We start from the raw sequence: 25,706 nt of genomic DNA on the forward strand, positions 1-25,706 counted from the left end.
AAATTCCCGGTCCCGCCCGCCGGGGAATTCCGCTATTGAAGGACGCGGCAATCGTTCCGTTCCTTCCGCGAGCATTCCGCGTTCGTCGATCCGTCTCGCCGGTGCGCAGGTTCAATGCAGCTTTACCTCCCAATCGCCGATCTTCCGGTCAACGTCTTCCTGGTGCTCGCCATGGGCGCTGCGGTCGGCTTCGTCTCCGGCATGTTCGGCATCGGCGGCGGCTTCCTGATGACGCCGCTTTTGATCTTCATCGGCATCACGCCGGCGGTCGCGGTGGCCTCGGTGGCGAGCCACATCGCGGCCTCCTCCTTTTCCGGCGCCCTCTCCTATTGGCGGCGGCGCGCGATCGATCCGGCGCTGGCGAGCGTGTTGTTATGCGGCGGCGTGACCGGCACGACGCTCGGCGTCTGGACCTTCACCCAGCTGCGGGCGCTCGGCCAGCTCGACCTGATGATCGCGCTCTCCTACGTCGTGCTGCTCACCACGGTCGGCAGCCTGATGTTCTCGGAAGGATTGCGCGCCTTGATGCGGACCCGGCGCGGGGCGCTGCCGCCGCGCCGCACCCACAACTGGATCCACGGCCTGCCGCTGAAGATGCGGTTCAAGCGCTCGAAGATCTATCTCTCGGTCATCCCCGTGGTGATCGTCGGCATCGTGATCGGTTTCATCGGCGCCATCATGGGTATAGGCGGCGGCTTCATCCTGGTGCCGATCATGATCTATCTCTTGAGGGTGCCGACCTCGACGGTGATCGGGACCTCGATGGTTCTCACCGTCGTCACCATGCTGTTCGCGACCATGCTGCACGCGGCGACCAATCACTTGGTCGATGCCGTGCTGGCGCTGATCCTGATGGTCGGCGGCGTCACCGGCGCGCAGTTCGGCGCCCGTGCCGGCCAGAAGATCCGCGGCGAGCAGCTGCGGCTGCTGCTGGGCTTGCTCATCCTCTCGGTCGGAATCCGCTTCGCGATCGAGCTGGTGATCCAGCCCTCCGATCTCTTCACCATCCGTGAGCTCGGAGTGAGCCGATGAGGCGCATGCTTCTCGCCATCGTCCTCGTCCTGCTGCTCGGCGGCGCTGCGCGGGCCGAGCGGCTGATTGTGTCGGTCTCGAATCACCGGGTCACGGTGACGCCGAACTATTCCGGCGAGGAGCTGGTGCTGTTCGGCTCGGTCGAGAAGGATACGACGACGCCCGCGGACCGCACGGCCTACGACCTCGTCGTCACCGTGATGGGCCCGCGCGCCGACATGGTGACGCGGCGGAAGGAGCGCACCTTCGGCATCTGGATCAACACCGACTACCGCCAATTCCTGCAGGTGCCGAGCTATCTCGCGCTGTTCGCCAACCGCCCGCTCGACGCCATCACCTCGCCCGAGATCGCGCGGCGGCAGCAGATCGGGCTCAACAACGTGCTGCTGACGCAGCGGGTCAGCGGCGACTTTGCCGACGTGGTGCCCAACGATGCGTTCCGCTCGGCTTTCATTCGCCTGCGCACCCAGCGCGGGCTCTACCGCGAAGACGGAAGCGCGGTCACGTTCCTGACGCCGACGCTGTTCCGCACCGGCATTCCGCTGCCCGCGGAGGTGCCGATCGGCACCTATGAGATCGAGATCAAGTTGTTCGCCAACGGCGCGTTCATCGGCAAGACCGAGACCGCGTTCGAGATCGTCAAGGTCGGCTTCGAGCAGTTCGTCGCCACCACTGCCCGCCAGAATGGCCTGATCTACGGCCTCGCCACCGTTGCGATGGCGCTGATGACGGGGTGGATGGCCTCGATCGTGTTCAGGAAGGACTAGCCCCCCGTCATTGCGAGCGCAGCGAAGCAATCCAGACTGCCTCCGCTGCGGCAGTCTGGATTGCTTCGTCGCAAGAGCTCCTCGCAATGACGATAGTGAACAGCGGGGCCTCCACCTACACCACCGCCTTCGCCGGCCGCGTCACCAGATAGATGCCGAGCGCGACCGGAATGATGCCAAGCAGGTCGCGCGCCTCGATGTGCTCGCCGAGGACGAGGAATGCGAACAGCATGCCGAGCGGCGGCATCAGGAAATGATAGGCGCTGGCGGCGGTGGCGCCACACGTCTTCAAGAGACGAAACCAGAGCCAAGAAGCGATGATCGAGCCGCCGAGCACGAGAAAGGCGAAGGCGCCGATCAGGCTCGGCGTATAGTCGATCGCGTCGACATCGGCGAAGGTGAGCGCGACCGGTGTCAGTACGATGCCGGCCGCGAGGTTCTGCACGCCATTGCCGATCCACAGGGATCCCTTCGGCGCCAGCAGCTTGAACAGGATGGTGCCGGCCACGATCGAAGCGAGCGAGGCCAGCGTGAAAACGATGCCGTGCAGCGAATCGGTGCCGACCGACAGGCGGTGCCAGACGATTGCGGTCACGCCGATGATGCCGAGCAAGAGGCCGCTCGCCTTGCGCCAGGTCATGCCTTCGCCGAGCAGCAGCGCGGCAAGGCCCGCGGTGAACACCGGATTGGCTGACACGATCAGGCCGCCGAGGCCGGCGGAGACCGATTGCAGGCCGGTGTAGCCGAGGCCGAGATAGAGCGCATTGTTGGCGATGCCGAGCACCGCGAAGATCGCGGCATCGCGCCACGACAACGACCAGGCTTCGCCGCGGATCAACGTGGCGCCCAGGATCAAGATACCCGCGAGCGAGAAGCGCGCGGCGAGCAGGATCAGCGGCGGGCAATGGGTGACGCCGATCTTGCCGGCGATGAAGGCGTAGCTCCAGAGCAGGCAGAACAGGCCGATCGCGAGCGGCAATGTGTTGAAGCGGCTGCGGGGGGCGGGAAGCGAGCTGGCGAGCGACATGAGGGGCATTCTCGGATGTTTTTTTCTGCCCTCGATCTAGGGAGGCCGCTTGCCATTTGGAAATTAAATGATTAACTCGCGCCCAGTGGATTTCTTAATGGAGGCGGCCGTGCTCGATCTCGAGCTGCTGCGCAGCTTCGTCTCGGTGGTCGAGGCCGGCGGCTTCACCCGCGCCGGCGAGCGCGTCCACCGCACGCAATCGACCGTGAGTCAGCAGATCAAGCGGCTGGAGGAGGATGTCGGTCAGGTGCTGCTGCACCGCGACGGCAAGGACGTGCGCCCGACCGAGGCCGGCGAGCGGCTGCTGTCCTATGCGCGGCGATTGCTCTCGCTGGCCGAGGAGGCGCGCGACGTGCTGCGCCAGCCTGATAGCGATGGCGCGATCCGGCTCGGCATCCCCGAGGACTTTGCCGCGTACCGGCTGGCAAAACTGCTGGGCGCTTTCTCGCGCTCGCATCCGGGATTGCGGCTGGACGTGCGCGCCGACCAGAGCAAGCATCTCGCCCGCGATCTCCAACGCGGCGAGCTCGACCTTGCGCTCTACAAGCGCGAGGCTGGCGCGAAGGACGCGATCGCGGTGTGGCCGGAGCGGGTGCACTGGGTCACCAGCAAGAGCCACCCGGTCGACGTCAACGTGCCGTCGGTGCCGCTGATCGGCTTTCCGCTCGGCTGCATCTACCGCGCCGGCGCCATCCACGCGCTGGAAACGGCCGGCCGCGCTTGGCACACCGCCTACACCTCATCGAGCCTCGCCGGCATTCAGGCCGCGGTCGCCGCCGGCATGGGCCTCAGCATCCTGTCGGAGATGGCGATCCAGACCGACCACCGCGTGCTGACGGCGAAGGACGGCTTTGCGCCGATCAACAAGACCGAGGTTGCACTGATGGCTTCGCCGGATGCGAGCCCGGCGACGCTGCGGCTTGCGGACCGTCTCGCGGAGTTTTGCGATGCGGTGCAGAGCAAGGCGGCTTGAGCTCGCCAAAGCTCCTACGGCTCTCAATTCGCTGCGGATATCAGCTTGTCGCCGCACGCGCTTGCGTAAAACTTGCCGCCGCATTGGCGCTTGATCGCAGCGCAGCGGGCTGCGGGCGACGCCTTCTGCGGCGCTGTGAAGCCGCAGCTGAGGCCATCGGCGCTGCGACCGGTCGTGCCGGCGGCAAACGCCGCACTGGTGGCGCTGATGCAGACGACGAGCAGGGCCGCAGTGGCGATTTCGATCAGCAGTCTCACGGTCCGCTTCTCCACACTGATGGCTGAATCTTTCGTAATCTAGCACCGAATCTGGGTTTCTCCGTGCTCCTCCGGGTTCCCAATTCGGCCCATTCCTTGCATAAATTTGCGCCAGCGCAGTGCACGACCTCGCGGGCGACAGTTCCGGTGCAAGGGCAGGACGCGTAGAGTTAAGAGTTAGGAAGTAACGGCTTTGCAGGATTCATCGTTCCAGCCCAGTTATCCGGCCCCCGGCCAGCCCATCGACGAACTCGCGCTGGCCGAGATCAAGGGCGCAATCCTGGCGAAGCTGCGCCTTGCCATCGGCAAGGACGCTGGCATGGCGACCAGGCACGATTGGTACCAGGCCGCGGCGCTCGCGCTGCGCGACCGCATCGTGCATCGCTGGCTCACGGCCGAGAAGCACAGCTACGACGCGGGCCGCAAGCGGGTTTACTATCTCTCGCTCGAATTCCTGATCGGCCGGCTCTTCACCGACGCGCTCAACAACATGGGCCTGCTCAAGATCTTCGAGGTCGCGCTCGGCGATCTCGGCGTCTCGCTGCCGGAGCTGCGCAAATGCGAGCCGGATGCGGCGCTCGGCAATGGCGGCCTCGGCCGGCTCGCCGCCTGCTTCATGGAGAGCATGGCGACGCTGTCGATCCCCGCGATCGGCTACGGCATCCGCTACGATTACGGCCTGTTCCGCCAGATCATCAATCAGGGCTGGCAGCAGGAATATCCCGACGAATGGCTGAGCTTCGGCAATCCCTGGGAATTGCAGCGACCCGAGGTGATCTACGACGTCAATTTCGGCGGCGGCGTCGAGCATGTCGACGACAAGGGCCGCGACCGCTCGATCTGGCATCCTGCTGAAACCGTGCAGGCGATCGCCTATGACACGCCGATCGTCGGCTGGCGCGGCCAGCACGTCAATGCGCTGCGGCTGTGGTCGGCGCGCTCGCCCGATCCGCTCAAGTTAGATGCCTTCAACAAAGGCGATTACGTCAGCGCCAGCGCCGAGCAGGCGCGCGCGGAGGCGATCTGCAAGTTCCTCTATCCGAACGACGAGAGCCCGGCGGGCCGCGAGCTGCGGCTGCGCCAGGAATATTTCTTCGTCTCCGCCTCGCTCCAGGACCTGGTGAAGCGGCATCTCGCCTCCGACGGCCAGCTGCGCAACCTCGCCGGCAAGGTCGCGGTGCAGCTCAACGACACCCATCCGAGCCTTGCCGTCACCGAGCTGATGCGCATCCTCGTCGACCTCCACAATTTCCGCTGGGACGAGGCCTGGAAGATCACGGTCGCCACCCTCTCCTACACCAACCACACGCTGCTGCCGGAGGCGCTGGAGACCTGGCCGGTCGAGCTGTTCGAGCGGCTGCTGCCGCGGCATCTGGAGATCATCTACCGCATCAACGTGCAGCATCTGGCGCTCGCCGAGGCGCGCTGCCCCGGCGACATCGACTTCCGCGCCTCGGTGTCGCTGATCGACGAGAAGAGCGGCCGCCGCGTGCGCATGGGCCAACTCGCCTTCGTCGGCTCGCATCGCATCAACGGGGTCTCGGCGATGCATTCGGACCTGATGCGCGAGACCGTGTTCCACGACCTCAACCATCTCTATCCCGGACGGATCACCAACAAGACCAACGGCATCACCTTCCGACGCTGGCTGATGCTGGCGAACCCGAAGCTGACCGATTTGTTGCGCGAGAGCTGCGGCGATGCCGTGCTCGACGATCCGACCCAGCTCTCGCTGATCGAGGCGCGCGCCAGCGACGTCGAGTTCCAGAAGAAGTTCCGCAGCGTCAAGCACCACAACAAGGCCCAGCTCGCCCGCCTGATCGGCGAACGGCTCGGCATCAGGGTCGACCCGGGCGCATTGTTCGACGTGCAGATCAAGCGCATCCACGAATACAAGCGCCAGCTGCTCAACGTCATCGAAACGGTCGCGCTGTACCAGGCCATCAAGGATGAGCCCAACGGCAATTGGGTGCCGCGGGTGAAGATCTTCGCCGGCAAGGCGGCCGCGAGCTATCGCTACGCCAAGCTGATCATCAAGCTGATCAACGACGTCGCCGAGATCGTCAACAACGATCCGGCGATCGGCGGCAAGCTCAAGGTCGTGTTCCTGCCCGACTACAATGTCAGCCTCGCCGAGGTGATCATTCCCGCCGCCGATCTGTCCGAGCAGATCTCCACCGCGGGCATGGAAGCCTCCGGCACCGGCAACATGAAGCTGGCGCTGAACGGGGCCATCACCATCGGCACGCTCGACGGCGCCAATATCGAGATCCGCGACCATGTCGGCGCGGAGAATATCGCGATCTTCGGCATGGAAGCCGGCGACGTGATGATCCGGCGCAAGCAGGGGCTGGATGCTTCCGACGTGATCCGCCGGTCGCCGAAGCTGCAGCGTGCCATCAACGCGATCGGCGCCGGCGAGTTCTCGCCCGGCGACCCCGGCCGTTTCGAATCCATCGCGCACGCGCTGCGTTACCTCGACCATTACATGGTGAGCGCCGATTTCGATTCCTACTACGAGGCGCAGCGCGCGGTCGATGCGCGCTGGCAGGTGGCGCCGGCCTGGACCCGCGCCTCGATCCTCAATGTCGCGCGCATGGCCTGGTTCTCCTCGGACCGCACCATCCGCGAATATGCCGAGGAGATCTGGAACGTGCCGGTCAATCCGACCACGCCGCTGCTGCCGAACCTGCGCGACGCCGCGGGCTGATTTTCCGCGGCGTGGAAGCGGCGTTACCTGCGAGGTTATTGCATCCTTCGCGAGGGATGATGATATGATCGTCATCATCCCCTAAGCGGCGTTGTGACACGACGCCGCAACCTCAACCGCCGTCATTGCGAGCGCAGCGAAGCAATCCAGAATCTTTCCGCGGAGACAGTCTGGATTGCTTCGCTACGCTCAATGACGGCTGCGGAGGGCATCGAGGACCAACAATGCACGCCAAGCTCCCGCACCCGTTCGACGAGGCCACGCGCGTCACCGCCGGTGACTTTAGCTGGCAGGGACACACCAACGACGATTACTGGGCCTTTGTCGGCCCGTTCGGCGGCGCCACCGCCGCGACCATTTTGCGGGCGCTGATCGAGCACCCGCAAGCCGCCGGCGATCCGCTCGCCCTCACCGTCAATTATTGCGCGCCGATCGCCAAGGGTCCGTTCGATCTCGACGTGCGCCTCGTCAAGGCCAACCGCTCCAGCCAGCACTGGAGCGTCGAGCTCAGTCAGGGCGGCGGCGAGGTCGCAACGCTCGCCACCGCCGTGCTAGCCGAACGCCGTCCGTCCTGGGAGCACAGGGTAGCGCAATATCCGGATGCCAAGCCGTTCGAGGAGACGCTGCCGTTCCCAAAAATCTCGGCATCCTGGGCCAACCAGTACGAATTCCGCTTCGTCGAGGGCGAGATGCGGATCGGCCCGCCGCAAGCCGAGCCCGCCAGCACCTACTCGAAGATCTGGATCAGCGACCGCACGCCGCGCAAGCTCGACATGCTGTCGCTGATGTCGATGTCGGACGCCTTCTTCGGCCGCATCTTCCACGCCCGGCGGGAGCTGGTGCCGTTCGGCACGGTGTCGCTGACGACCTACTTCCACACCGACGCCGAGGAGCTTGCGGCTGAAGACATCACGCGCGTGCTCGCGACGGCGGATTCCAAGATCATGCACAAGAGCTACGCCGACCAGAACGCCGAGCTGTGGTCGCCGAACGGCCGGCTGCTCGCGACCACGACGCAGATCGCGTATTTCAAGGCGTAGCTTTCTCCTCCCTCTCCCCTTGTGGGAGAGGGTGGATCGCCGCGTAGCGGCGAGACGGGCGAGGGGTTCTCTCCGCGGGCACTTCCCTCGCACTTGAGTTTGCGGACAGAACCCCTCATCCGGCGCTTCGCGCCACCTTCTCCCGCAAGGGGAGAAGGAAAGAAAAAGGGCGGCCTTTCGGCCGCCCTTTCGCAATTCAAACAATGCGACCTTACTCCGCGGCCAGCTTCACGTCCGGGGCAGCCGCGCGCACCTCGGCGTCCACCTGTGCTTCGAACTTGGCAAAATTCTTCTGGAACATGCCGACCAGCGCGCGGGCGGTCTTGTCGAACTCGTCCTTGTCCTTCCAGGTGTTGACCGGGTTGAGGATCTCGGCCGGCACGCCCGGCAGCGCGGTCGGGACCGCAAAGCCGAAATACTTGTCGGTGCGGAATTCGACGTTGCGAAGCGAGCCGTCGAGCGCGGCGGTGAGCAGCGCGCGCGTCACCTTGATCGGCATGCGCGAGCCGACACCATACTTGCCGCCGGTCCACCCGGTGTTGACCAGCCAGCAATCGACATTGTGCTGGGCGATGAGGTCGCGCAGCATGTTGCCGTAGACGGATGGATCGAGCGGCAGGAAGGGCGAGCCGAAGCAGGTCGAGAATTCCGGCTGCGGCTCGTTGCCGAGGCCGCGCTCGGTGCCGGCGACCTTGGCGGTGTAGCCGGACAGGAAGTGATACATCGCCTGCGCCGGCGAGAGCTTGGCGATCGGCGGCAGCACGCCGAAGGCGTCGGCGGCCAGCATCACCACGTTCTTCGGCTGCGGCGCGCGGCCGGTGCGCGAGGCGTTCGGGATGAAGTCGAGCGGATAGGCCGAACGCGTGTTCTCGGTCTTGGAGCCGTCGTCGAAATCGACGACGCGGGTGTCCTCATCGAGCACGCAGTTCTCGAGCACCGCGCCGAAGCGGGTCGAGGCGGCATAGATCTCCGGTTCGGCTTCCTGCGACAGCTTGATGCACTTGGCGTAGCAGCCGCCTTCGAAATTGAAGACGCCGTTCGGGCCCCAGCCGTGCTCGTCGTCGCCGATCAGCGTGCGGTTGGGATCGGCCGACAGCGTCGTCTTGCCGGTGCCCGACAGGCCGAAGAAGATCGCGGTGTCGCCCTTGGCGCCGACATTCGCCGAGCAGTGCATCGGCATCACACCGCGCTCGGGCAGATAATAATTCAGCGTCGTGAAGACCGACTTCTTCATCTCGCCGGCATAATAAGACCCGCCGATCAGGACGATCTTGCGGGCGAAATCGATCGCGACCACGTTCTCCGAGCGGCAGCCATGGCGTTTAGGATCGGCGCGGAAGCTCGGCATGTCGATGATGGTGAGCTCCGGCACGAAGGTCGGCAGCTCGATCGCCTCGGGGCGGATCAGCAGCGTGCGGATGAACAGCGAGTGCCAGGCAAGCTCGGTGAAGACGCGCGTCTTGATCCGGTAGGCCGGGTCGGCGCCGCCATAGAGGTCCTGCGCGAACAGGCGCTTGCCTTCGGCGTGCTTGAGGAAGTCCTGGTAGAGCGTCTCGAATTGCTCTGCGGTGATCGACTGGTTGCCGGCCCACCACATCTTCTTGTCGGTGGTGGCGTCGCGCACCGTGAACTTGTCCTTCGGGCTGCGCCCGGTGAACTCGCCGGTGTCGGCGCAGAGCGCGCCGTCGGCGGAGAGCACCGCCTCACCCGCTGCCAGCGAGTATTGATAGAGTTGTGGCGCACCCAGATTCCAGTGAACCTGCTTGAGATTCTTTAAGCCGAATTTGTCGGCGCCGAAGGCACCGTTGCGCACGCCCGTCTCTTGCACGAAAAATCCCTCCTAGAACCCGCGACATCAAGCGCGGCCAAGTTTGGCGCCGTCGCGATCACCGTGAATATGGGCCGTTCGGCCTCGGCTGAACGACCTAATAATGATGAACGCCGGCGTTGCCAAGCTGATCCCGCAGGATTTGGTTTATTCAAGGACCGCGCCAAACGCCGCGCATGTCAGCTCTGAAAGGCCGCATCGAGAATGTGCGGATGATCGCGCAACCAAATGCACATCTGCGCGTTATGTCCGGTTATTGCGACGCACAATCACTGCGTCGACACCCCTATCTTACCTCGCCCTCTCCGATCAACGCGAACGGTCCCCACATCGCGGGATAAGCGTTGCGCGGCGACGAGGCGTCGTCGAGATAGGTTAACATCGCGCGGCGCAAGGCTTCGGCGCGGCCGAGCTTTGGCTCGTTCTTCAGCAGCTCGAACGTCGACGTTGTCAAGCGGGTCGCAGCCTCCGAATCCACGGCCCAATGCGACACCAGGAGCGCGCGAGCACCTGCGTAGAAGAACGAGCGCGCCAATCCCGACAACGCCTCGGCACCGGGCTTGTCGCCCGCGATGGTGTTGCAGGCAGACAGCACAACCCAATCGGCATTGAGCTTGAGCTGGGCCACTTCGCTCGCGGTGAGAAGACCATCGTCGAGCTCCGTCGGCTGGTCGGGGATGGAGAGCGCCAGCGAGGGCTCCCCCAATCCCTTGACATCGCCGGCGACGAGGCCGTGGGTGGCAAAGTAGATGATGCCGTATTGGGCAAGCGCTGCACGCTTGAGCGTCGTTTCGCTGGCGTCGCGGCCGAGATGGATGTCAGCCTCGGCAGCGCCGACGTCCCTCGCCACCGCGTTCAATTCGTCGGCGGTATCGGGCAGCTGCGGCAGCGCCTGGGCCAGCCGCGCACGATCCACGCCTGCGCCGCGCCAGAAGTCGGCATAGGCGATCGTCGCGATGCTGCGTGCGGCGACCTTGCCGTTCGCGGCACGCCGGTCGGCAGGCCCTTCGGCTGCAGGGTTGAACACGGGATCGCCGAAACCGGTCATCGGCTTGACGCTTTGATCCCTGCGGGCAAAAGCGCGCAGCGATTTCAGGCTGATCACCGACGGCAGGACCGAAACGGCCTGACGCCGCAGCAGCCAGGCAGCACTGCGATAGCCCTCGAGCCGGTCCGGGATCGCAGCCTGTGGCTTCTCCGTGACCAGCAGATGAAACGGCATTGCGGTCAATGCCGCCGACGGCACGACCAGCAGGTTGCGCTTGTCCTTGGTCAGCGCCTCAACCGGGCCGAGCAGCGCGACATAGAGCTCGTTGGCAAGACCGAGGTCGAACAATCCCGATTTGCCGGATGCATCGCGCGCCTTGCCGACATCGAGCCCCCTGCGGAAGGCCGTGACCTTCTGTGCGACCGCGTCCGCTCCGAGCGGAATCTCCTTCCAGTCGACGCTCTCGCCCGTGATCGCGACGACATAGCTCCGCCTGTCGACGACGGAATAGACCACCATCGCCTCGTCGGACGCCAGCAGCGGCTGGATGTCCTTGACGGTCAGCGGCAGCGGGTTGGATAGCGAGGAATAGTCGGGAAACTCGACGGCGAGCGTCTTCTGCAATCCATTGCGCGCGCCCGCGATCGCCGCGATCCGCGCGCGGCTGCGCTGCTCGGCCGCGACGTCGCGCTGCGCCGATGGCTTCGACACCGCAGCGATGATCGCCTTGTCGAGCGCTTCGGACTCGGCCGCGAGATCCTGATCCTTGCGCACGAGCTCGGCGAGCCGGTCGCTGCCGGCGGCGAGCCGCACCGCGAGCTTGTTCACGGCAGAAGCGGCAGAGGATTGCGTGCCGCGCTGGATGGCACTGAGGGCATCGTCGAGCGCCTTCTCGCTCGCCAGCAGCGATTGCTGCCGTGCCGCGAACAGGATCGGCAGCACGACGCGCAGCTGCGCACGATTGGCCGCGAGCGTCTTCTGCGCCAACGGCAAGGCATCCGCCGTCCGCCCCGTCGCCTGCAGAAATTCGGCGAGATTGCTCGTCGAAGTCGCGACATCAGGGTGATCCGGCCCGAGCGCGCGTTCGCGGATCGCCAGCGCGCGACGATACAGCGGCTCGGCATCGGCAAAACGCTGCTGGTGCTGGTAGAGCCCGGCGAGATTATTGAGCGAGCGCGCGACGTCGGGGTGTTCAGGCCCCAGCACCTTTTCGCGGATCGCGAGCGAGCGCTTGATCGGCGCTTCGGCACCGGCGTCGCGATTGAGGTCGCGCTCGACCTGTCCGATGTTGTTCAGGACCGTGGCGACCGCGGGATGCTCGGGACCGGCAGCCTTCTGATAGATCGCGAGCGCACGGCGGAACAGTGGCTCGGCATCGGCCGGACGCTGCTGCTTGGCGTAAAGCGTGGCGATATTGTTGAGGGATTGACCGACGTCGGGATGCTCGCGCGGCAGCGCCTTCTCGCGCACGGCAAGTGCACGCTTGAACAGCGGCTCGGCCTCTGCGAAGCGACCCTGTCGCTGATAGAGCGCGGCAAGATTGGTCAACTCCGCCGCAACCAGGGCGTTGTCGGAGCCGAGCGATTTTTCCATGAGTGCGATCGCGCGCTTGTAGAGCGGCTCAGCCAGATCGTCCCGTCCCTGACCGGCATGGACCTGGCCGAGATTGTTCAACGCGCCCGAGAGATCGCGGCCGTTGTCCTTCTCCAGGCTGGCGACCATCGCCTGCGCCAACGGCAGCGCTTCCGAATATTTTCCGGCACCGATGAGCGCGGTGAGCCGCGCGCTCTCGGCGGCGAGACCTTTCTGCGCAAGGGCTGGCGTGGCGAGCAAGGTGGTGATGGCGAGCGCGAGAGCCGCCGTCCATGCCAAACGTTGACGCGTCATGACCCCTCGCTGCGAGCCCGAAAACCATCACGGTCATGGGTCGCGGCGATCGGTAGCCACGTTCAAGCGGTTGCGCCCTGGTCCACCTTCGTGCGCGCTTCGCCAGCGAGACGGACCAGCATCTTGCGCAGCGCCGTGCCATCCGTCACCCGCTCCGGGAAGTCCAGCCGCAGCGTTGCCTGGCCGACCTGCATGTCGAGGCCTTCAGGATCACAGCCGGTACAGCGCCAGTCGCCCTCGGTGGCGCCGAGCAGCTTCGTGGCATAAAGATTGAGGGCGTCGCGATGGTCGGCGTTCATGTGCTCGACGGCGCCCTCCTCCGCCGCCAGCAGGTCCTCGGCGCCGGTGAGGTCCGTCAGGAATTGCTCCGGCTTGAGGTCGACGATCCGGCCGAAGCCGGCGACCAGATGGGTTCCCGTGGGCCGGATCCGGAAGAAGGAGAAATCCTTAAAAGAAACAAAGCCTTCTGACGAGGGATGAGCACTCAGATACCGTCGCTGGAGCAGATCCGTGTTGGAATCGGCCTCCTCGGCCCGGCCGGACAGCATGATCCGGGCGCCTTCCAGGGGATCGCCGGCCGCGCGCTCGTCCAGCATCAGCGAGACCCTGGAGTCCGCGAGGACGTTCTTGGTGTGCACGGCGAGGCGCGAGATCAGCAGGATCGGCGAGCCGTCGGGATGGCTGGCCAGATTGACCAGGGAACAATAGGGATCGCCGTTGCCGACCATCAGCGTCGCCAGAGCCCCCTGCCGGGACCGCCTCAGCAGCGATTTGGCGAGCTTTGCGGGGTCGAAATTGGGGGTCGGTTGCATTGGCTTTCTCGGCTCAGGTGGTTGCAAGGAGGGCCTTTTTTCGGGTAAACGGGGGCCCGGTTATGGGTCGAGATGCGGCGAATCTGCCGTGTTTCGTGGAACTTGGTCACACTTCAGCCCAGCTTGCATTGCTCGGTGACAAGGTTCGAACGCCACTTCGGCACCCATGTATGCGGCGCATCACTGATTGCTCGCCGTTTCAAGCCACGACCCAAACGGAAAGCAGAAAGCAGAGAGGCTCATGCCCACAATCGCTTTGGTCGACGACGACCGCAACATTCTCACATCCGTCTCGATCGCGCTGGAAGCCGAAGGCTACCGTATCATGACCTACACCGACGGCGCTTCCGCGCTCGACGGTTTCCGTACCACCCAGCCCGATCTCGCCATCCTCGACATCAAGATGCCGCGCATGGACGGCATGGAGACGCTGCGCCGTCTCAGGCAAAAGTCCGACCTGCCGGTGATCTTCCTCACCTCCAAGGACGAGGAGATCGACGAGCTGTTCGGCCTCAAGATGGGCGCCGACGACTTCATCCGCAAACCGTTCTCGCAGCGTTTGCTGGTCGAGCGCGTCAAGGCGGTGCTGCGGCGCTCGGCGCCGAAGGATCCGACCGTCGCGCCGAAGGAGAACGACGCCAAGGCGCTCGACCGCGGTCTGCTGCGCATGGACCCCGAGCGCCATACCTGCACCTGGAAGAACGAGCCGGTGACGCTCACCGTGACCGAATTCCTCATCCTGCAGGCGCTCGCGACCCGGCCCGGCGTAGTGAAGAGCCGCAACGCGCTGATGGACGCCGCCTATGACGACCAGGTCTATGTCGACGACCGCACCATCGACAGCCACATCAAGCGGCTGCGCAAGAAGTTCAAGGTGGTCGACAACGAGTTCGAGATGATCGAGACGCTCTACGGCGTCGGCTACCGTTTCAAGGAAGCCTGAGGGCGCCTCCTCCACGGCGATCGAGAGCATCTCCGGTTCTCGTTCCATCGGGACGAGGATCGCTCTAGGATGCGGGGACCTTCGCACGGGCCGTCCTAACGCGGGCGTAAGCATTGCTTGACCGAACGCAGCCTGACCCTAACCAGAGCGCCGGGGATATCGCATCCGACGGCGTTCAGGAGCACGTTGCCGACAACAAGCCGCAGGGCTTCCGGCCGCTGAACTGGTTGAAACGCGCCGGGCAGTTCTTCTTCGCGCTGTCCTTCTCGAGCCTGACCCGCCGCATCGTCTCGCTCAACCTCGCCGGCCTCGTCGCACTGGTGGCGAGCATCCTGTACCTGTCGCAATTCCGTGCCGGCCTGATCGATGCGCGCGCGCAGAGCCTGCTGGTGCAGGCCGAGATCATCGCCGGGGCGATCGCGGCCTCCGCGACGGTGCAGACCAACGCCATTACCATCGACCCCGACAGGCTGCTCGACCTCAAGCCGGGCGAGACCTATGGCGGCTCGGATGAGTATTCGCCGCTGGACTTCCCGATCAATCCGGAGCGCGTCGCGCCGGTGCTGCGCACCTTGATCTCGCCGACCAAGACGCGCGCCCGCATCTACGATCCGAACGGCAGCCTGCTGCTCGACAGCCGCAACCTCGAAAACGTGCTGCGCTTTCCGCTGCCGCCGCCGGCCGAGCAACCCGGCATCATCGAGCGCGGCAAGGTCGCGGTGCGCACCTGGCTGAACCGCGGCGACCTGCCGCTCTATCGCGAGCTCGGGCCCGAGAACGGCAACGGCTATGCCGAAGTGGGCGACGCTCTGCAGGGCCAGAAACGCTCGATGGTGCGGGTCAACGCACGCGGCGAGGTGATCGTCTCGGTCGCGGTCCCCGTGCTGCGCTCGCGCGCGATCCACGGCGCCTTGATGCTGTCGACGCAAGGCGACGACATCGACCAGATGGTCACCGCCGAGCGCCTCGCCATCCTGAAGGTCGGCGGCGTCGCCGCCGCCGTCATGATCATGCTGTCACTGCTGCTGGCGAGCACGATCGCAGGTCCGGTGCGCCGGCTCGCCGACAGCGCCGAACGCGTCCGCCGCCGCATCAAGGCCCGCATCGAGATTCCCGATTTCACCCGCCGCCGCGACGAGATCGGCCACCTCTCCGGCGCGCTGCGCGACATGACCAGCGCGCTCTACAGCCGCATCGAGGCGATCGAGATGTTCGCTGCCGACGTTGCCCATGAATTGAAGAACCCGCTGACCTCGCTGCGCTCGGCGGTCGAGACGCTGCCGCTGGCGCGCAACGAGAACAGCCGCGCCCGCCTGCTCGAGGTGATCGAGCACGACGTCAAGCGGCTCGACCGGCTGATCTCCGACATCTCCGACGCCAGCCGCCTCGATGCCGAGCTGCAGCGCCAGGATGCGATCCCGGTCGATTTGCGCCGGCTGCTGACGACGCTGGTGTCCGTCGCCAACGAAACCAAGCTCGGCCACGACGTCGCGGTCGAAACGCGCTTCGAGGGCCGCAGCCCGACCGACACCTTCGCCGTGAGCGGCCACGATTCCCGGCTCGGACAGGTCGTCTCCAACCTGCTCTCCAACGCGCAATCCTTCTCCGAACGCGGCAGCAAGGTGCGCCTCACCTGCCGCCGCGTTCGCTCCGAGATCGAGATCGTGGTCGACGACGACGGCCCCGGCATTCGCGAGGACGCGCTGGAGCGCATCTTCGAGCGCTTCTACACCGACCGCCCGCATCAGGGCTTTGGCCAGAACTCCGGCCTCGGCCTGTCGATCTCCAAGCAGATCGTCGACGCCCATGGCGGACGGATCTGGGCGGAGAACCGCCCTGGCCCGCCGGACGCCGACGGCACTCCGACAATTGCCGGTGCGCGCTTCGTGGTCAGGCTGCCGGCGCTATGAACGAAGGCGGGCCCAGCGTTCACGCCTCTGCCGTCAAGGTCGGGCCTTACGCCGTGCTGATCCGCGGGCCCTCGGGGTCCGGCAAGTCGCGGCTTGCCTTCGATCTGATCATGGCGGGGCGCTCGGGCGTCGTGGAAAGGGCCGTTCTGGTCGGTGACGACCGTGTCCATCTGGCGACACTCGGCCACGAAATTGAGGTCCGCCCCGCGCCTCGCCTGGCGGGCCTGATCGAGATCCGGGGCCTCGGAATCCGCCGCTGCGACTTCGTGGAGCATGCGACTGTCGGTCTCGTGGTCGATCTGGCCGCAGTCGACGCGGAGCGCCTGCCGCCGGCTGAAGCCCTGAAAACCAGCATTTTTGGTGTCGAAATACCGCGAATCCCTGTTGCCCGCGACTATTCGCCCCTTCCCCTGGTTGTTGCGGCCTTGACCACTACCAAGAGTTCATCTTCCGTTAACCCATCAGGCGATTGTTTGAAGGGAAATGGTAACCATATGAACCCCACTATCGCGACCGAATAGACCGGCGCAGCTCCCCTCATCCATCCGTCTAGATTCAGGGAGATACGCAACATCCCCTCTTGCGCGGGGGCTCTGGATGGTCAAAGTGGCGCGTTCGTGCGGTGCACCAAAAGCGCCCGCGAGGAGTTTTCCGATGATTGGTCTAGTACTTGTGACCCACGGGCGCCTTGCCGACGAATTCAAGGCAGCGCTTGAGCATGTCATGGGCCCACAAAAGCAAATCGAAGCGATCACGATCGGCGCCGAAGATGATTCCGATCTCTGCCGAAGCGACATCATCGAGGCGGTCAACCGCGTCGATTCCGGCGACGGCGTTGCGATCCTCACCGACATGTTCGGCGGCACGCCGTCGAACCTGGCAATATCCTGCATGAGCCGGCCCAAGGTCGAAGTGCTCGCGGGCATCAACCTGCCCATGCTGGTCAAGCTTGCCAAGGTGCGCGAGGAGCGACCGCTGCCCGACGCGATCGCGATGGCGCAGGAAGCTGGCCGCAAATACGTCACCATCGCCAGCCGGGTGCTCGCCGGCAAATGAGCGAGGAGGCGCCACAAGCCGCGACCGGCGTGCCCGCGGGCGCGATCTCCAAGGATCTCCTGATCATCAACAAGCGCGGCCTGCATGCGCGCGCCTCGGCGAAATTCGTCCAGGCGGTCGAGCGCTTCGATGCGCAGGTGTGGGTGACGCGCGGCGGCGAGACCGTCGGCGGCACCTCGATCATGGGCTTGATGATGCTCGCCGCGGGTCCCGGCACGACGATCACGGTGGCGGCGGCGGGGACCGACGCCGAAGCCGCGCTCGCGGCGATCACGGAGCTCGTTGAAAGCAAGTTCAACGAGGAAGGGGTTTAGGCCCTTCTCTCACCACGCGGCCAGGTGCGCTCCCTCGCCCCGTACTTGCGGGAGAGGTGACGAAATCATTTCCCCGGCGGCGCGAAGTAGATGTTCCAGCTCATCGACGGTCCGGCCTTGCCGTTGGTGAAGCGGCGCGTTGTCATCACGATGCGCTCGGCGTTGGGCGCAACCTCCGACACCCATTTCTCGAACGCGGGCAGGCGGCCGTCGGTCGGATCGAACACGCCGATGAAGCCGTACTTCCTGGCGTCGTCGCGCGAGGTCAGTCCGGAATCCCAGGCCTCCAACGGCAGCAGCGCGGACGGATGATCCGGGCTGTAGAACACCAGCGGCTGGATCTGCTCCATCGTGCCGGCAACGACGGCCCAGCGCGAGCCGAAGCGGGTGTGCCAGGCCTGGGTCAATTCGCGCGCGAGCTCCGAGCGCGCGCCATAGATCTGGGCATTGCCGGCATTGGCCGCCATCTCGCGCGCGGCGATCCAGGGCGAAGCGGCGAGCGTCGCGGCGCTGAGCACGAGCCAGATCGCGGCGATGTTGAACAGCGCGGCGCTCTGCACGCGCAGCGTCGGGATCGCGACCAGTGCGAGCGGCACCAGGAAGAACAGCGAGATGCCCCAATCCGTCTTCATGTAGATGCTGAAGGCGAGCGCGCCGAGCGGCGGGCCGACTGCGACGATGACCTGGACGATCCAGACATTCAGCGCCTGCGAGACATTGACTCCTGCATTGGCGCCACGCGCCCAGGCGCGCGTGACGATGCGCGACGGCGCAGCCAGCAGCAATCTGCCCCATGGCGGCACCAGCGCCATGGCCAGCGCCGCGAGCGCCACCGGCAATGCCAGCAGCGCGAAGTTGTGCAGCACATAGCCCGCGACGAGCTGATGCACCTGGGCCTTGTCCTGAAGGCTGTAGGTGTCGCCGGCATAGGTCAGCGGCACGAAATGCGCATCCGCCAGCCAGACGAGGTGCGGGATCATCGCCGCGACCATCGTGGCAATCGCGACCCACGGCGCGGGCGACGACAGGAAGCGCAACCGGTCGGGATGGATCAGCGCGGCGAGGCCGATCGCGCCGATCATGGTCAGCACCCAATATTTGGTCATCAGCGCCAGCGCGCCGGCAAGCCCGAGCAGGATTCCGGATTGCCAGCTCCGCTTCTCGAAGGCGTTGAGATAAGCGAGCACCAGGAGCGGCAGCGTGACGAGCTGCAGCAGGTCCGGGTTGTACTTGAAGCCCTTGAAATTGAAGATCGGGTAGAGCGCGATCATCACCACGACCAGGAACGCGCGGCGCGCATCCACCGCGCGCAAGGCGATCAGCCAGCAGATCACCATGCCGACGCTCACCGTCGTCATCGCCAGCGCATAGGTCGCCCAGTCCGCCGCCGGGAGCGCCTTGAACCAGAGGCCGGCCACCCAGCCCGACAACGGCGGGTGCTTGCCATAGCCCCAGAGGAATTTCTGGCCCCAGCCCCAGGCTTCTGCGACGTCCATATGAACGTCCTGCGCCGCCTTAAGATTGATCAGGATGAAGGTCCAGAGCACCGCATGCAGGATGGCAAATTGGATCACCAGCCACAGGCGCGCCTCGGGGCGGACCGCACAGGCAACCAGGAAGGCCCGGAAGCGGTTGTAACTCAAGCGGGTCTTTGCCCGCGCTCCGGCAGTGGGAAGAGAGGTCGTGGACATGGCCGTGCGTAGCGCGTTTTGGCCCGTCATGGAATCAGCTTGGCGTGAACAAAGGCCCTGAAAATACAGCAATATGGTTGCCGCACGGGGATGTGAGTGGTATCCCGCGCCCATGACGACCGTCCCTATTTCCAACATCCGCAATTTCTCCATCGTCGCCCATATCGACCATGGCAAATCGACGCTGGCCGACCGCCTGATCCAGATGACCGGCGGCCTCTCCGACCGCGAGATGGCGGGCAAGGAACAGGTGCTCGATTCCATGGACATCGAGCGCGAGCGCGGCATCACGATCAAGGCGCAGACGGTGCGCCTCGCCTACCGCGCCAAGGACGGCAAGGACTACATCTTCAACCTGATGGACACGCCCGGCCATGTCGACTTCGCCTACGAGGTCTCGCGGTCGCTGGCGGCGTGCGAGGGTTCCCTGCTCGTGGTCGACGCCAGCCAGGGCGTCGAGGCGCAGACGCTCGCCAACGTCTACCAGGCGCTCGACAACAATCACGAGATTGTCCCGGTCCTGAACAAGGTCGACCTGCCCGCGGCCGAGCCCGAGAAGGTCAAGCAGCAGATCGAGGACGTCATCGGCATCGATGCCTCGGATGCGGTGATGATCTCGGCCAAGACCGGCCTCGGCATCCCCGACGTGCTGGAAGCCATCGTCAACCGCCTGCCGCCGCCGAGGGGCGATCGCGACGCCACGCTGAAGGCGCTCTTGGTCGACAGCTGGTACGACGTCTATCTCGGCGTCGTCGTGCTGGTGCGCATCGTCGACGGCACGATGAAGAAGGGCCAGCGCGTGCGCATGATGGGCACGGGCGCGGCCTATGACGTCGAGCGCGTCGGCTTCTTCACGCCGAAGATGCAGCAGGTCGAGGAGCTCGGCCCCGGCGAAATCGGCTTCATCACCGCCGCGATCAAGGAAGTCGCCGACACCCGCGTCGGCGACACCATCACCGACGACAGGAAGCCGGTCGCCGAGATGCTGCCGGGCTTCAAGCCGGCGATCCCGGTGGTGTTTTGCGGCCTGTTCCCGGTCGACGCCGACGACTTCGAGACGCTGCGCGCCGCGATGGGCAAGCTGCGCCTCAACGACGCCAGCTTCTCCTTCGAGATGGAGACGTCGGCTGCGCTCGGCTTCGGCTTCCGCTGCGGCTTCCTCGGGCTTCTCCACCTCGAGATCATTCAGGAGCGGCTGTCGCGCGAATTCGATCTCAATTTGATCGCGACCGCGCCGAGCGTGATCTACAAGATGAAGCTCACCGACGGCCAGGAGATCGAGATCCACAATCCCGTCGACATGCCTGATGTCGTCAAGATCGCCGAGATCGACGAGCCCTGGATCGAGGCGACGATCCTCACGCCCGACGAATATCTCGGCAGCGTCTTGAAGCTGTGCCAGGACCGCCGCGGCGCGCAGAAGGAGCTCACTTACGTCGGCTCCCGCGCCATGGTGAAATACGACCTGCCGCTCAACGAGGTCGTGTTCGACTTCTACGACCGCCTCAAATCGGTCTCCAAGGGCTACGCCTCGTTCGACTATCATCTCACCGACTACAAGCCGGCCGATCTCGTCAAGATGCAGATCCTGGTCAATGCCGAGCCGGTCGATGCGCTCTCGATGCTGGTCCACCGCACCCGCGCGGAAGGGCGCGGCCGCGCCATGGTCGAGAAGATGAAGGAGCTGATCCCGCCGCACATGTTCCAGATCCCGATCCAGGCGGCGATCGGCGGCAAGGTGATCGCGCGCGAGACGGTGCGCGCGCTGCGCAAGGACGTCACCGCGAAATGCTACGGCGGCGACATCACGCGTAAACGAAAACTTCTGGAGAAGCAGAAGGAGGGCAAGAAGAAGATGCGGCAGTTCGGCAAGGTCGACATCCCGCAGGAAGCTTTTATTGCCGCGCTGAAGGTCGACAGCTGAGGCGAGGCTCGGGACGGGCCAGCCGGGTCGCCCAGGCCGGCAAACAGGCGCTCTCCCGACGGCAAACAAAAAGTGCGAAAACAACCCCATGCACAGTAGCCGCCCCCTTGGCGGCATTGTGCTTTTTCGATTTTACGAACTCGGTTTGACCCGTCGGGCAAAACAGGGGTATGGTGGCATCATCGAACGCTTGCCTCTCAGCCGTGTATCTATTCCTCGCCCCTCTTCGCGATCCTGATGCCCTCGATGATCCGGTCGCTCGGGTGCAACACGACGCGATCACCTGCAGCTAGTCCGGAGAGAACTTCGGCCACGCGGTTATTCCGGTGGCCGATGCGGACCGGGACAGTTCTTGCACGGCCGTTCTCGTCGGCGAAAACCGCCCATTGGTCGCCTTTTCGGAACAAAGCGCTCACCGGCACGGTCAGCGACTCGGTCGCGCTCCATGTCGTCACGTGAACGATAACACGATAGTCGTGCCCGAGCGTGCCCCACTTCTCGGGCGGGTCGGTGAAATCGATGGTCACGCGGACCCGCTGCTCCTCGGTGCCGAGTGCGGAGACTTTCAGGAAACCGGCCGGGTCGACCCGGACCACCTTTCCCGCGATGGGCTGACCGCCCCAGCCATCGATCCGGACCGGCGCGCCGACCTTGATCTGGACCGCGTCAGTCGAGAGCAGGTCGGCCACGACCTCGAGATCGAACGGGTCGCCGATATCAACCAGCGGCGTCCCGGGCAGAACCGTCGTCTCGCTGTCCTGGATGATCTTCAATACCCGTCCGCTTGTCGGCGCCAGCACACGGATGCAGCAGGTCGGCTCCGCGGGCGGGATAGCGCTTGCCGGGTCCATCAGCCGGGCCGCCAGGCTGGTCCGCACTGCGCGGCGCATCTCGACCTGGGCCTTGGCACCTCTCAGGGCGGCCTCGTTGGTGGCGACCTCGAATTTCGCCTTGTCGTATGCCTGGGCCGAGGTGGATTGCGTCCGCAACAGCGTCTGCACCCGCTGGAACTCGGTCCGCGAAAAATCCAGCGCGGCTTCGATCCGCTGCACTTCAGCTTCCTGCTGCTGGATCGCGGCGTCTGCGGCCAGGACCTCCGCCTGCAGCTGATCGCGCGATCGCGCATCGATGAAGCCGGGCAGCGTCGGTTGCATCAGGGCGACGGTCTGGTTAGCGACGACGTCGTCGCCGACATGGAGCGAAGGCCCCTGCTCGCCGAGCGGATGCGAGATTCTCAAGACCTTGCCCGCGATCGGCGCCGACACCGTGTAGACGTGGCGCACGCGGGTCTTGCCGTCGTCGTCCGCCGTGACCTCGATCGGCCCCTTCGCGACGGTCGCGAGATCGACCAGAACCGGTCGGGGCCAGGCGAACCAAGCGAGCCCTGCGAGGATCGCAGCAGCGAGCGCGGCGCCGATGATGCGTTTGGTCCAGTTGGCGGGCATGGCTAATCTCGCGTCTTGAGGACCGCAACAAGGTCCAATCTGTCGATGCGTTCTCGGATCACGGCGGCGGAAACGATGGCGGCCAGCACCACGACGGACGTGGCGATCACGTAAGTCGAGTGCTCGACGACGAGGCGGACGCGCATCAACTCGCCGGCGAGGTTCGTTTTCATTACCCAGGCGAGGCCGTAGCCCATCAGCCAACCGGGCGGTTGGGCGATCAGGGTGAGGATGGCGAGCTCAAGCAGCAGGATGCGCAGCACCTCGCCGCGCGTGAAGCCGAGCACGCGCAGGCTGGCCAGTTCGCGCGCCCGTTCGGACAGCGAAATGCGCGCATTGTTGTAGACGACGCCGAACGCGATCACGCCGGCAAGGCCCGTGTAGATACTCGCCATCGTGGTGACGAGCAGCGCGACGGTCTTGCGGAAGTTCGCCAGCGAAACGCGCTGCAGCGCCACGCCGCCGACCGTCGGTATGGACTTCACCGCCGTGTAGAAGTCCTCCGTCCGGTTCTCGTCGAGGCTGAGATTGACGCTAGTGACGACGGGCGCCTCGCGCATCAGCTTGTGCAACGCCTCGATCTCCATCATGCCCCTAATCCCGAAGTAGTCCTCGACGGTCGCGACGACCGGCACCGTCACGGATCGCCTGGCGCCCTCCAACAGATCGAGCTCGACGCTATCGCCTAGTCCGACGCCGAGGATATGCGCGAGCATGCCGGAGATGGCGAGGCCCGTCTCCGGCAGGATGACCGGCCGAAGCTCGACGTCGATGATGCGCCTGAGGTGGGCAGCAGCCGGTCGGCCGCTGATGACGATGCGCCGTTCGACGTTGCCGTGGCGGATCCGGACCGGCACCTCGCGGAACGGCTCGGCGGCGAGAACGCCCGGAAGCCGGCTCACCTGCTCCACGACATTTGCGATCCGCTTCTCGGCAAAGCCGATGGTTGCGTCCTGCCGGTCGGCGAGGAAGTAGGTCACATCGGTCAGATGCTCCATGCTGTCCCGCGTGAACAGCGAGACGACTAGGATCGCGGTGGCCAGCGCCATGCCGAGCGCCGTGAAGAAGGCCCGTACCGGATGCCGGGCGATGTTGCGGATCATCATCAGCGTCGGCTGCGACACGATCCGGTCGAGCTGGATGCGCGCCGAAAGCAGCCGGCGATAGACCGGCGGGGCCGGCGCCTGCATGGCGACGGCCGGGGGCAGCTTCACCACCTCGCGCAACGCACGGAATGCGCCGATCGCCGCAGCCGCCGCGCTAAGCGCACCTGCCGTGAGATAAACGTCCGGTGCCTTCGCGAACACCAGGAACGGAAAGTGGAAGAAGTCGCCGAACAGCGCGGTGACGTGCAAACCGAGCCAGGTGCCCACGATGCCGCCCAACACGATGCCGACCACGACGATGAAGGCAACGAACTTGAAATAGTGCAGCACGATGCTGCCGTCTGAATAACCCAGCGCCTTCAGCAGGCCGATCTGCTCGCGCTCGAGCGCGACCAGCCGGGTCATGGTGAGATTGACGAGGAAGGCCGCGACCAGCAGGAAGATCGGCGGCAGCGTGCGGCTCATGTTGTTGAGCATGTCGAGTTCATGATCGAGCCAGGCGTGTGAGGTCTGGTCCTTGCGGCCATGCGCCGCCTGCCCGCCATAAGGATCGAGCAGGGCGTCCAGTCGCCGGACCACATCGCGCTCGGAGGCGCCGGGCTGCAGCTTGACCGCGACCGCCGAGAAGGCGCCGTCGAGATCGTAGGCAGCGCTAAGCACCTTCTCCGACATCCAGACGATGGCATAGCGGCGATCGTCCGGCATCAGGTCGCCCGGTCCGACCGTGTAAACGAACTCGGGCGACAGCGCGATGCCGACGATGACGAGCTCGCGCTTCCTGCCGTTGAGGATGGCGGAGAACCGCGCCCCCTCGACGAAACCGTGCGCCCGAGCGAACGGCTCGTTGACGACGACCTCTTCAGTCCGTCCCGGCGCCGGGAACCGCCCGGAGCGCATGTAGAGCCGGTTGAGATGCTGCTCACCCGTGTCGGCCAGCGAAACGAACTGCGCGCTGGCCGGCGCGGAGAAACCGGGAATGTCGAGTAGCGCCGGCTTGGCGATACGGGTGTCGATGGCGGCGACTCCTGGGATCTCGCCGATCCTGTCGGTGAGCGCCTTCGGTGCCCGCTTCGCCTGCGCGAACACATCGGCAAAGCCGTAACGCTCGTAATAAGCGATCCGGGTCTCCTCCAGCGATCGGTGCGAGCCCACCGCGAGCACCAGAGTCGCAACCCCGCCGCCGAGGACCAGCGCGACCGCGAGCACCTGCGCCCAGAGCCGTCTGACGTCACGAAGCAGCTTGATGTCTAGCACCTTCATGTCGTCACCAGGTGAGCTCGGCGGCCTCCCGCCGGGCCTCGTTGGTCCGGATGCGGGAGATGCGGCCGTCGGCGAAGAACAGCACTCGGTCGGCGACCTCCTGGATGCTGGCGTTGTGGGTGATGATGACTGTAGTGGTCCCGAGCTGCCGGTTGACGCCAAGCAGCGCCTCGATGACGCGGATGCCGGTCTTCGAATCCAACGCCCCGGTCGGCTCGTCGCAGAGCAGCACCGCCGGCCGCTTCGCGATCGCGCGGGCGATGGCGACGCGCTGCTGCTCGCCGCCGGAGAGCTGGGCGGGAAAGTGATGCATCCTCGCTTCGAGTCCGACCAGCGCGAGGGCGTCGGCCGGCCGCATCGGATTCTTGGCGACTTCGGTGACCAGCGCGACGTTTTCGTAGGCCGTGAGGCTGGGCGCCAGATTGTAGAACTGGAAGACGAAGCCGACGTGATCGCGGCGGTACTTCGTGAGTTCGCGGTCCTCCAGGTCCGTTAGGTCCAGATCGCGGAAGAACAGCCGGCCGCTGGTCGGACGGTCGAGGCCGCCCATGATGTTGAGCAACGTCGTCTTGCCGCTGCCGGAGGGGCCGAGCAGCACGACCACTTCCTTCTCGGGAATGTCGAGGTCGACCTCGTTGAGGGCATGCACCATCACCTCGCCGGAGACATAGATCTTAGTCAGCGCCTTTGCGGTGAAGACGGGAACGCTCATTGACGTCCTTTAAAGCTAGCGCCG

The 25,706-nt window shown here is 65.3% G+C and carries 20 protein-coding genes; 11 read left to right on the forward strand and 9 right to left on the reverse strand.

Going from position 1 to position 25,706, the window contains the following annotated elements; all coding sequences use genetic code 11:
• Window positions 1-114: 114 nt before the first annotated feature.
• Window positions 115-1,032 carry a sulfite exporter TauE/SafE family protein gene (locus ACTEK7_RS25975; RefSeq protein ID WP_074448058.1) on the forward strand — a complete coding sequence of 306 codons (918 nt, stop codon included), beginning with the start codon at window positions 115-117 and terminating at the stop codon, window positions 1,030-1,032.
• Window positions 1,029-1,799 (forward strand): TIGR02186 family protein, encoded by a 771-nt coding sequence (locus ACTEK7_RS25980; protein WP_036014162.1) that lies wholly within the window; start codon window positions 1,029-1,031, stop codon window positions 1,797-1,799. Before ACTEK7_RS25975 ends, ACTEK7_RS25980 begins: the two co-directional genes overlap by 4 nt.
• A 115-nt stretch (window positions 1,800-1,914) precedes the next feature.
• Here ACTEK7_RS25980 and ACTEK7_RS25985 read toward each other — a convergent pair whose 3' ends face one another.
• Window positions 1,915-2,826: a DMT family transporter gene (locus tag ACTEK7_RS25985; protein WP_225114582.1), complete on the reverse strand. Its 912-nt coding sequence runs from the start codon at window positions 2,824-2,826 to the stop codon at window positions 1,915-1,917.
• A 109-nt stretch (window positions 2,827-2,935) separates the two neighbouring features.
• Between ACTEK7_RS25985 and ACTEK7_RS25990 the strand changes: the two genes are divergently transcribed.
• Window positions 2,936-3,799 carry a LysR family transcriptional regulator gene (locus tag ACTEK7_RS25990; protein ID WP_036026460.1) on the forward strand — a complete coding sequence of 288 codons (864 nt, stop codon included), beginning with the start codon at window positions 2,936-2,938 and terminating at the stop codon, window positions 3,797-3,799.
• A gap of 23 nt (window positions 3,800-3,822) precedes the next feature.
• Here ACTEK7_RS25990 and ACTEK7_RS25995 read toward each other — a convergent pair whose 3' ends face one another.
• Window positions 3,823-4,056 (reverse strand): hypothetical protein, encoded by a 234-nt coding sequence (locus tag ACTEK7_RS25995; RefSeq protein WP_057027807.1) that lies wholly within the window; start codon window positions 4,054-4,056, stop codon window positions 3,823-3,825.
• A gap of 193 nt (window positions 4,057-4,249) precedes the next feature.
• Between ACTEK7_RS25995 and ACTEK7_RS26000 the strand changes: the two genes are divergently transcribed.
• The gene (locus tag ACTEK7_RS26000) at window positions 4,250-6,766 is read left to right on the forward strand and encodes a glycogen/starch/alpha-glucan phosphorylase (RefSeq protein ID WP_225127025.1); all 2,517 of its coding nucleotides are present in this window, start codon (window positions 4,250-4,252) and stop codon (window positions 6,764-6,766) included.
• 224 nt (window positions 6,767-6,990) lie between these two features.
• The gene (locus ACTEK7_RS26005) at window positions 6,991-7,806 is read left to right on the forward strand and encodes an acyl-CoA thioesterase (RefSeq protein WP_225147233.1); all 816 of its coding nucleotides are present in this window, start codon (window positions 6,991-6,993) and stop codon (window positions 7,804-7,806) included.
• A gap of 211 nt (window positions 7,807-8,017) precedes the next feature.
• On the opposite strand, the gene ACTEK7_RS26010 is transcribed toward ACTEK7_RS26005, so the two are convergent.
• The 3 genes from ACTEK7_RS26010 to ACTEK7_RS26020 form a co-directional block, all read right to left on the reverse strand.
• Window positions 8,018-9,634, reverse strand: a complete 1,617-nt coding sequence (locus tag ACTEK7_RS26010) for a phosphoenolpyruvate carboxykinase (RefSeq protein WP_109145474.1) — start codon at window positions 9,632-9,634, stop codon at window positions 8,018-8,020.
• A 286-nt stretch (window positions 9,635-9,920) separates the two neighbouring features.
• Window positions 9,921-12,509 carry a CHAT domain-containing tetratricopeptide repeat protein gene (locus tag ACTEK7_RS26015; protein ID WP_225147232.1) on the reverse strand — a complete coding sequence of 863 codons (2,589 nt, stop codon included), beginning with the start codon at window positions 12,507-12,509 and terminating at the stop codon, window positions 9,921-9,923.
• A gap of 62 nt (window positions 12,510-12,571) precedes the next feature.
• Window positions 12,572-13,321, reverse strand: coding sequence for a HugZ family pyridoxamine 5'-phosphate oxidase (locus ACTEK7_RS26020; RefSeq protein WP_225147231.1), 750 nt, complete (start codon window positions 13,319-13,321; stop codon window positions 12,572-12,574).
• 241 nt (window positions 13,322-13,562) lie between these two features.
• Here ACTEK7_RS26020 and ACTEK7_RS26025 point away from each other — a divergent pair, with 241 nt between their 5' ends.
• The 5 genes from ACTEK7_RS26025 (at window position 13,563) to ACTEK7_RS26045 (ending at window position 17,544) form a co-directional block, all read left to right on the forward strand.
• Window positions 13,563-14,264, forward strand: coding sequence for a response regulator transcription factor (locus ACTEK7_RS26025; RefSeq protein ID WP_008542552.1), 702 nt, complete (start codon window positions 13,563-13,565; stop codon window positions 14,262-14,264).
• A 113-nt stretch (window positions 14,265-14,377) separates the two neighbouring features.
• The gene (locus tag ACTEK7_RS26030) at window positions 14,378-16,174 is read left to right on the forward strand and encodes a sensor histidine kinase (RefSeq protein WP_225130995.1); all 1,797 of its coding nucleotides are present in this window, start codon (window positions 14,378-14,380) and stop codon (window positions 16,172-16,174) included.
• Complete coding sequence (locus ACTEK7_RS26035; protein WP_057027499.1) at window positions 16,171-16,695, forward strand: HPr kinase/phosphorylase; 525 nt, start codon at window positions 16,171-16,173, stop codon at window positions 16,693-16,695. Before ACTEK7_RS26030 ends, ACTEK7_RS26035 begins: the two co-directional genes overlap by 4 nt.
• A gap of 133 nt (window positions 16,696-16,828) precedes the next feature.
• Window positions 16,829-17,230 (forward strand): PTS sugar transporter subunit IIA, encoded by a 402-nt coding sequence (locus ACTEK7_RS26040; protein WP_007597752.1) that lies wholly within the window; start codon window positions 16,829-16,831, stop codon window positions 17,228-17,230.
• Window positions 17,227-17,544, forward strand: coding sequence for an HPr family phosphocarrier protein (locus ACTEK7_RS26045; RefSeq protein WP_036014186.1), 318 nt, complete (start codon window positions 17,227-17,229; stop codon window positions 17,542-17,544). Before ACTEK7_RS26040 ends, ACTEK7_RS26045 begins: the two co-directional genes overlap by 4 nt.
• 65 nt (window positions 17,545-17,609) lie before the next feature.
• On the opposite strand, the gene ACTEK7_RS26050 is transcribed toward ACTEK7_RS26045, so the two are convergent.
• On the reverse strand, window positions 17,610-19,235 hold the full coding sequence (locus tag ACTEK7_RS26050) for a glycosyltransferase family 39 protein (protein WP_225147230.1): 1,626 nt from the start codon (window positions 19,233-19,235) through the stop codon (window positions 17,610-17,612).
• A 112-nt stretch (window positions 19,236-19,347) separates the two neighbouring features.
• On the opposite strand from ACTEK7_RS26050, the gene lepA reads away from it, so the two are divergent.
• Window positions 19,348-21,159 carry a translation elongation factor 4 gene (gene lepA, locus ACTEK7_RS26055; protein WP_225147229.1) on the forward strand — a complete coding sequence of 604 codons (1,812 nt, stop codon included), beginning with the start codon at window positions 19,348-19,350 and terminating at the stop codon, window positions 21,157-21,159.
• 209 nt (window positions 21,160-21,368) lie between these two features.
• On the opposite strand, the gene ACTEK7_RS26060 is transcribed toward lepA, so the two are convergent.
• From ACTEK7_RS26060 to ACTEK7_RS26070, 3 genes are read right to left on the reverse strand one after another with little or no spacing between them, the layout of a single operon-like run.
• Window positions 21,369-22,604, reverse strand: a complete 1,236-nt coding sequence (locus tag ACTEK7_RS26060; protein ID WP_036026436.1) for an efflux RND transporter periplasmic adaptor subunit — start codon at window positions 22,602-22,604, stop codon at window positions 21,369-21,371.
• A 2-nt stretch (window positions 22,605-22,606) separates the two neighbouring features.
• The gene (locus tag ACTEK7_RS26065; RefSeq protein ID WP_225147228.1) at window positions 22,607-24,970 is read right to left on the reverse strand and encodes an ABC transporter permease; all 2,364 of its coding nucleotides are present in this window, start codon (window positions 24,968-24,970) and stop codon (window positions 22,607-22,609) included.
• A 4-nt stretch (window positions 24,971-24,974) separates the two neighbouring features.
• Window positions 24,975-25,682, reverse strand: a complete 708-nt coding sequence (locus tag ACTEK7_RS26070; RefSeq protein ID WP_225147227.1) for an ABC transporter ATP-binding protein — start codon at window positions 25,680-25,682, stop codon at window positions 24,975-24,977.
• Between the last annotated feature and the right edge of the window lie 24 nt (window positions 25,683-25,706).

This window comes from Bradyrhizobium sp. JHI2711 (assembly GCF_056156565.1).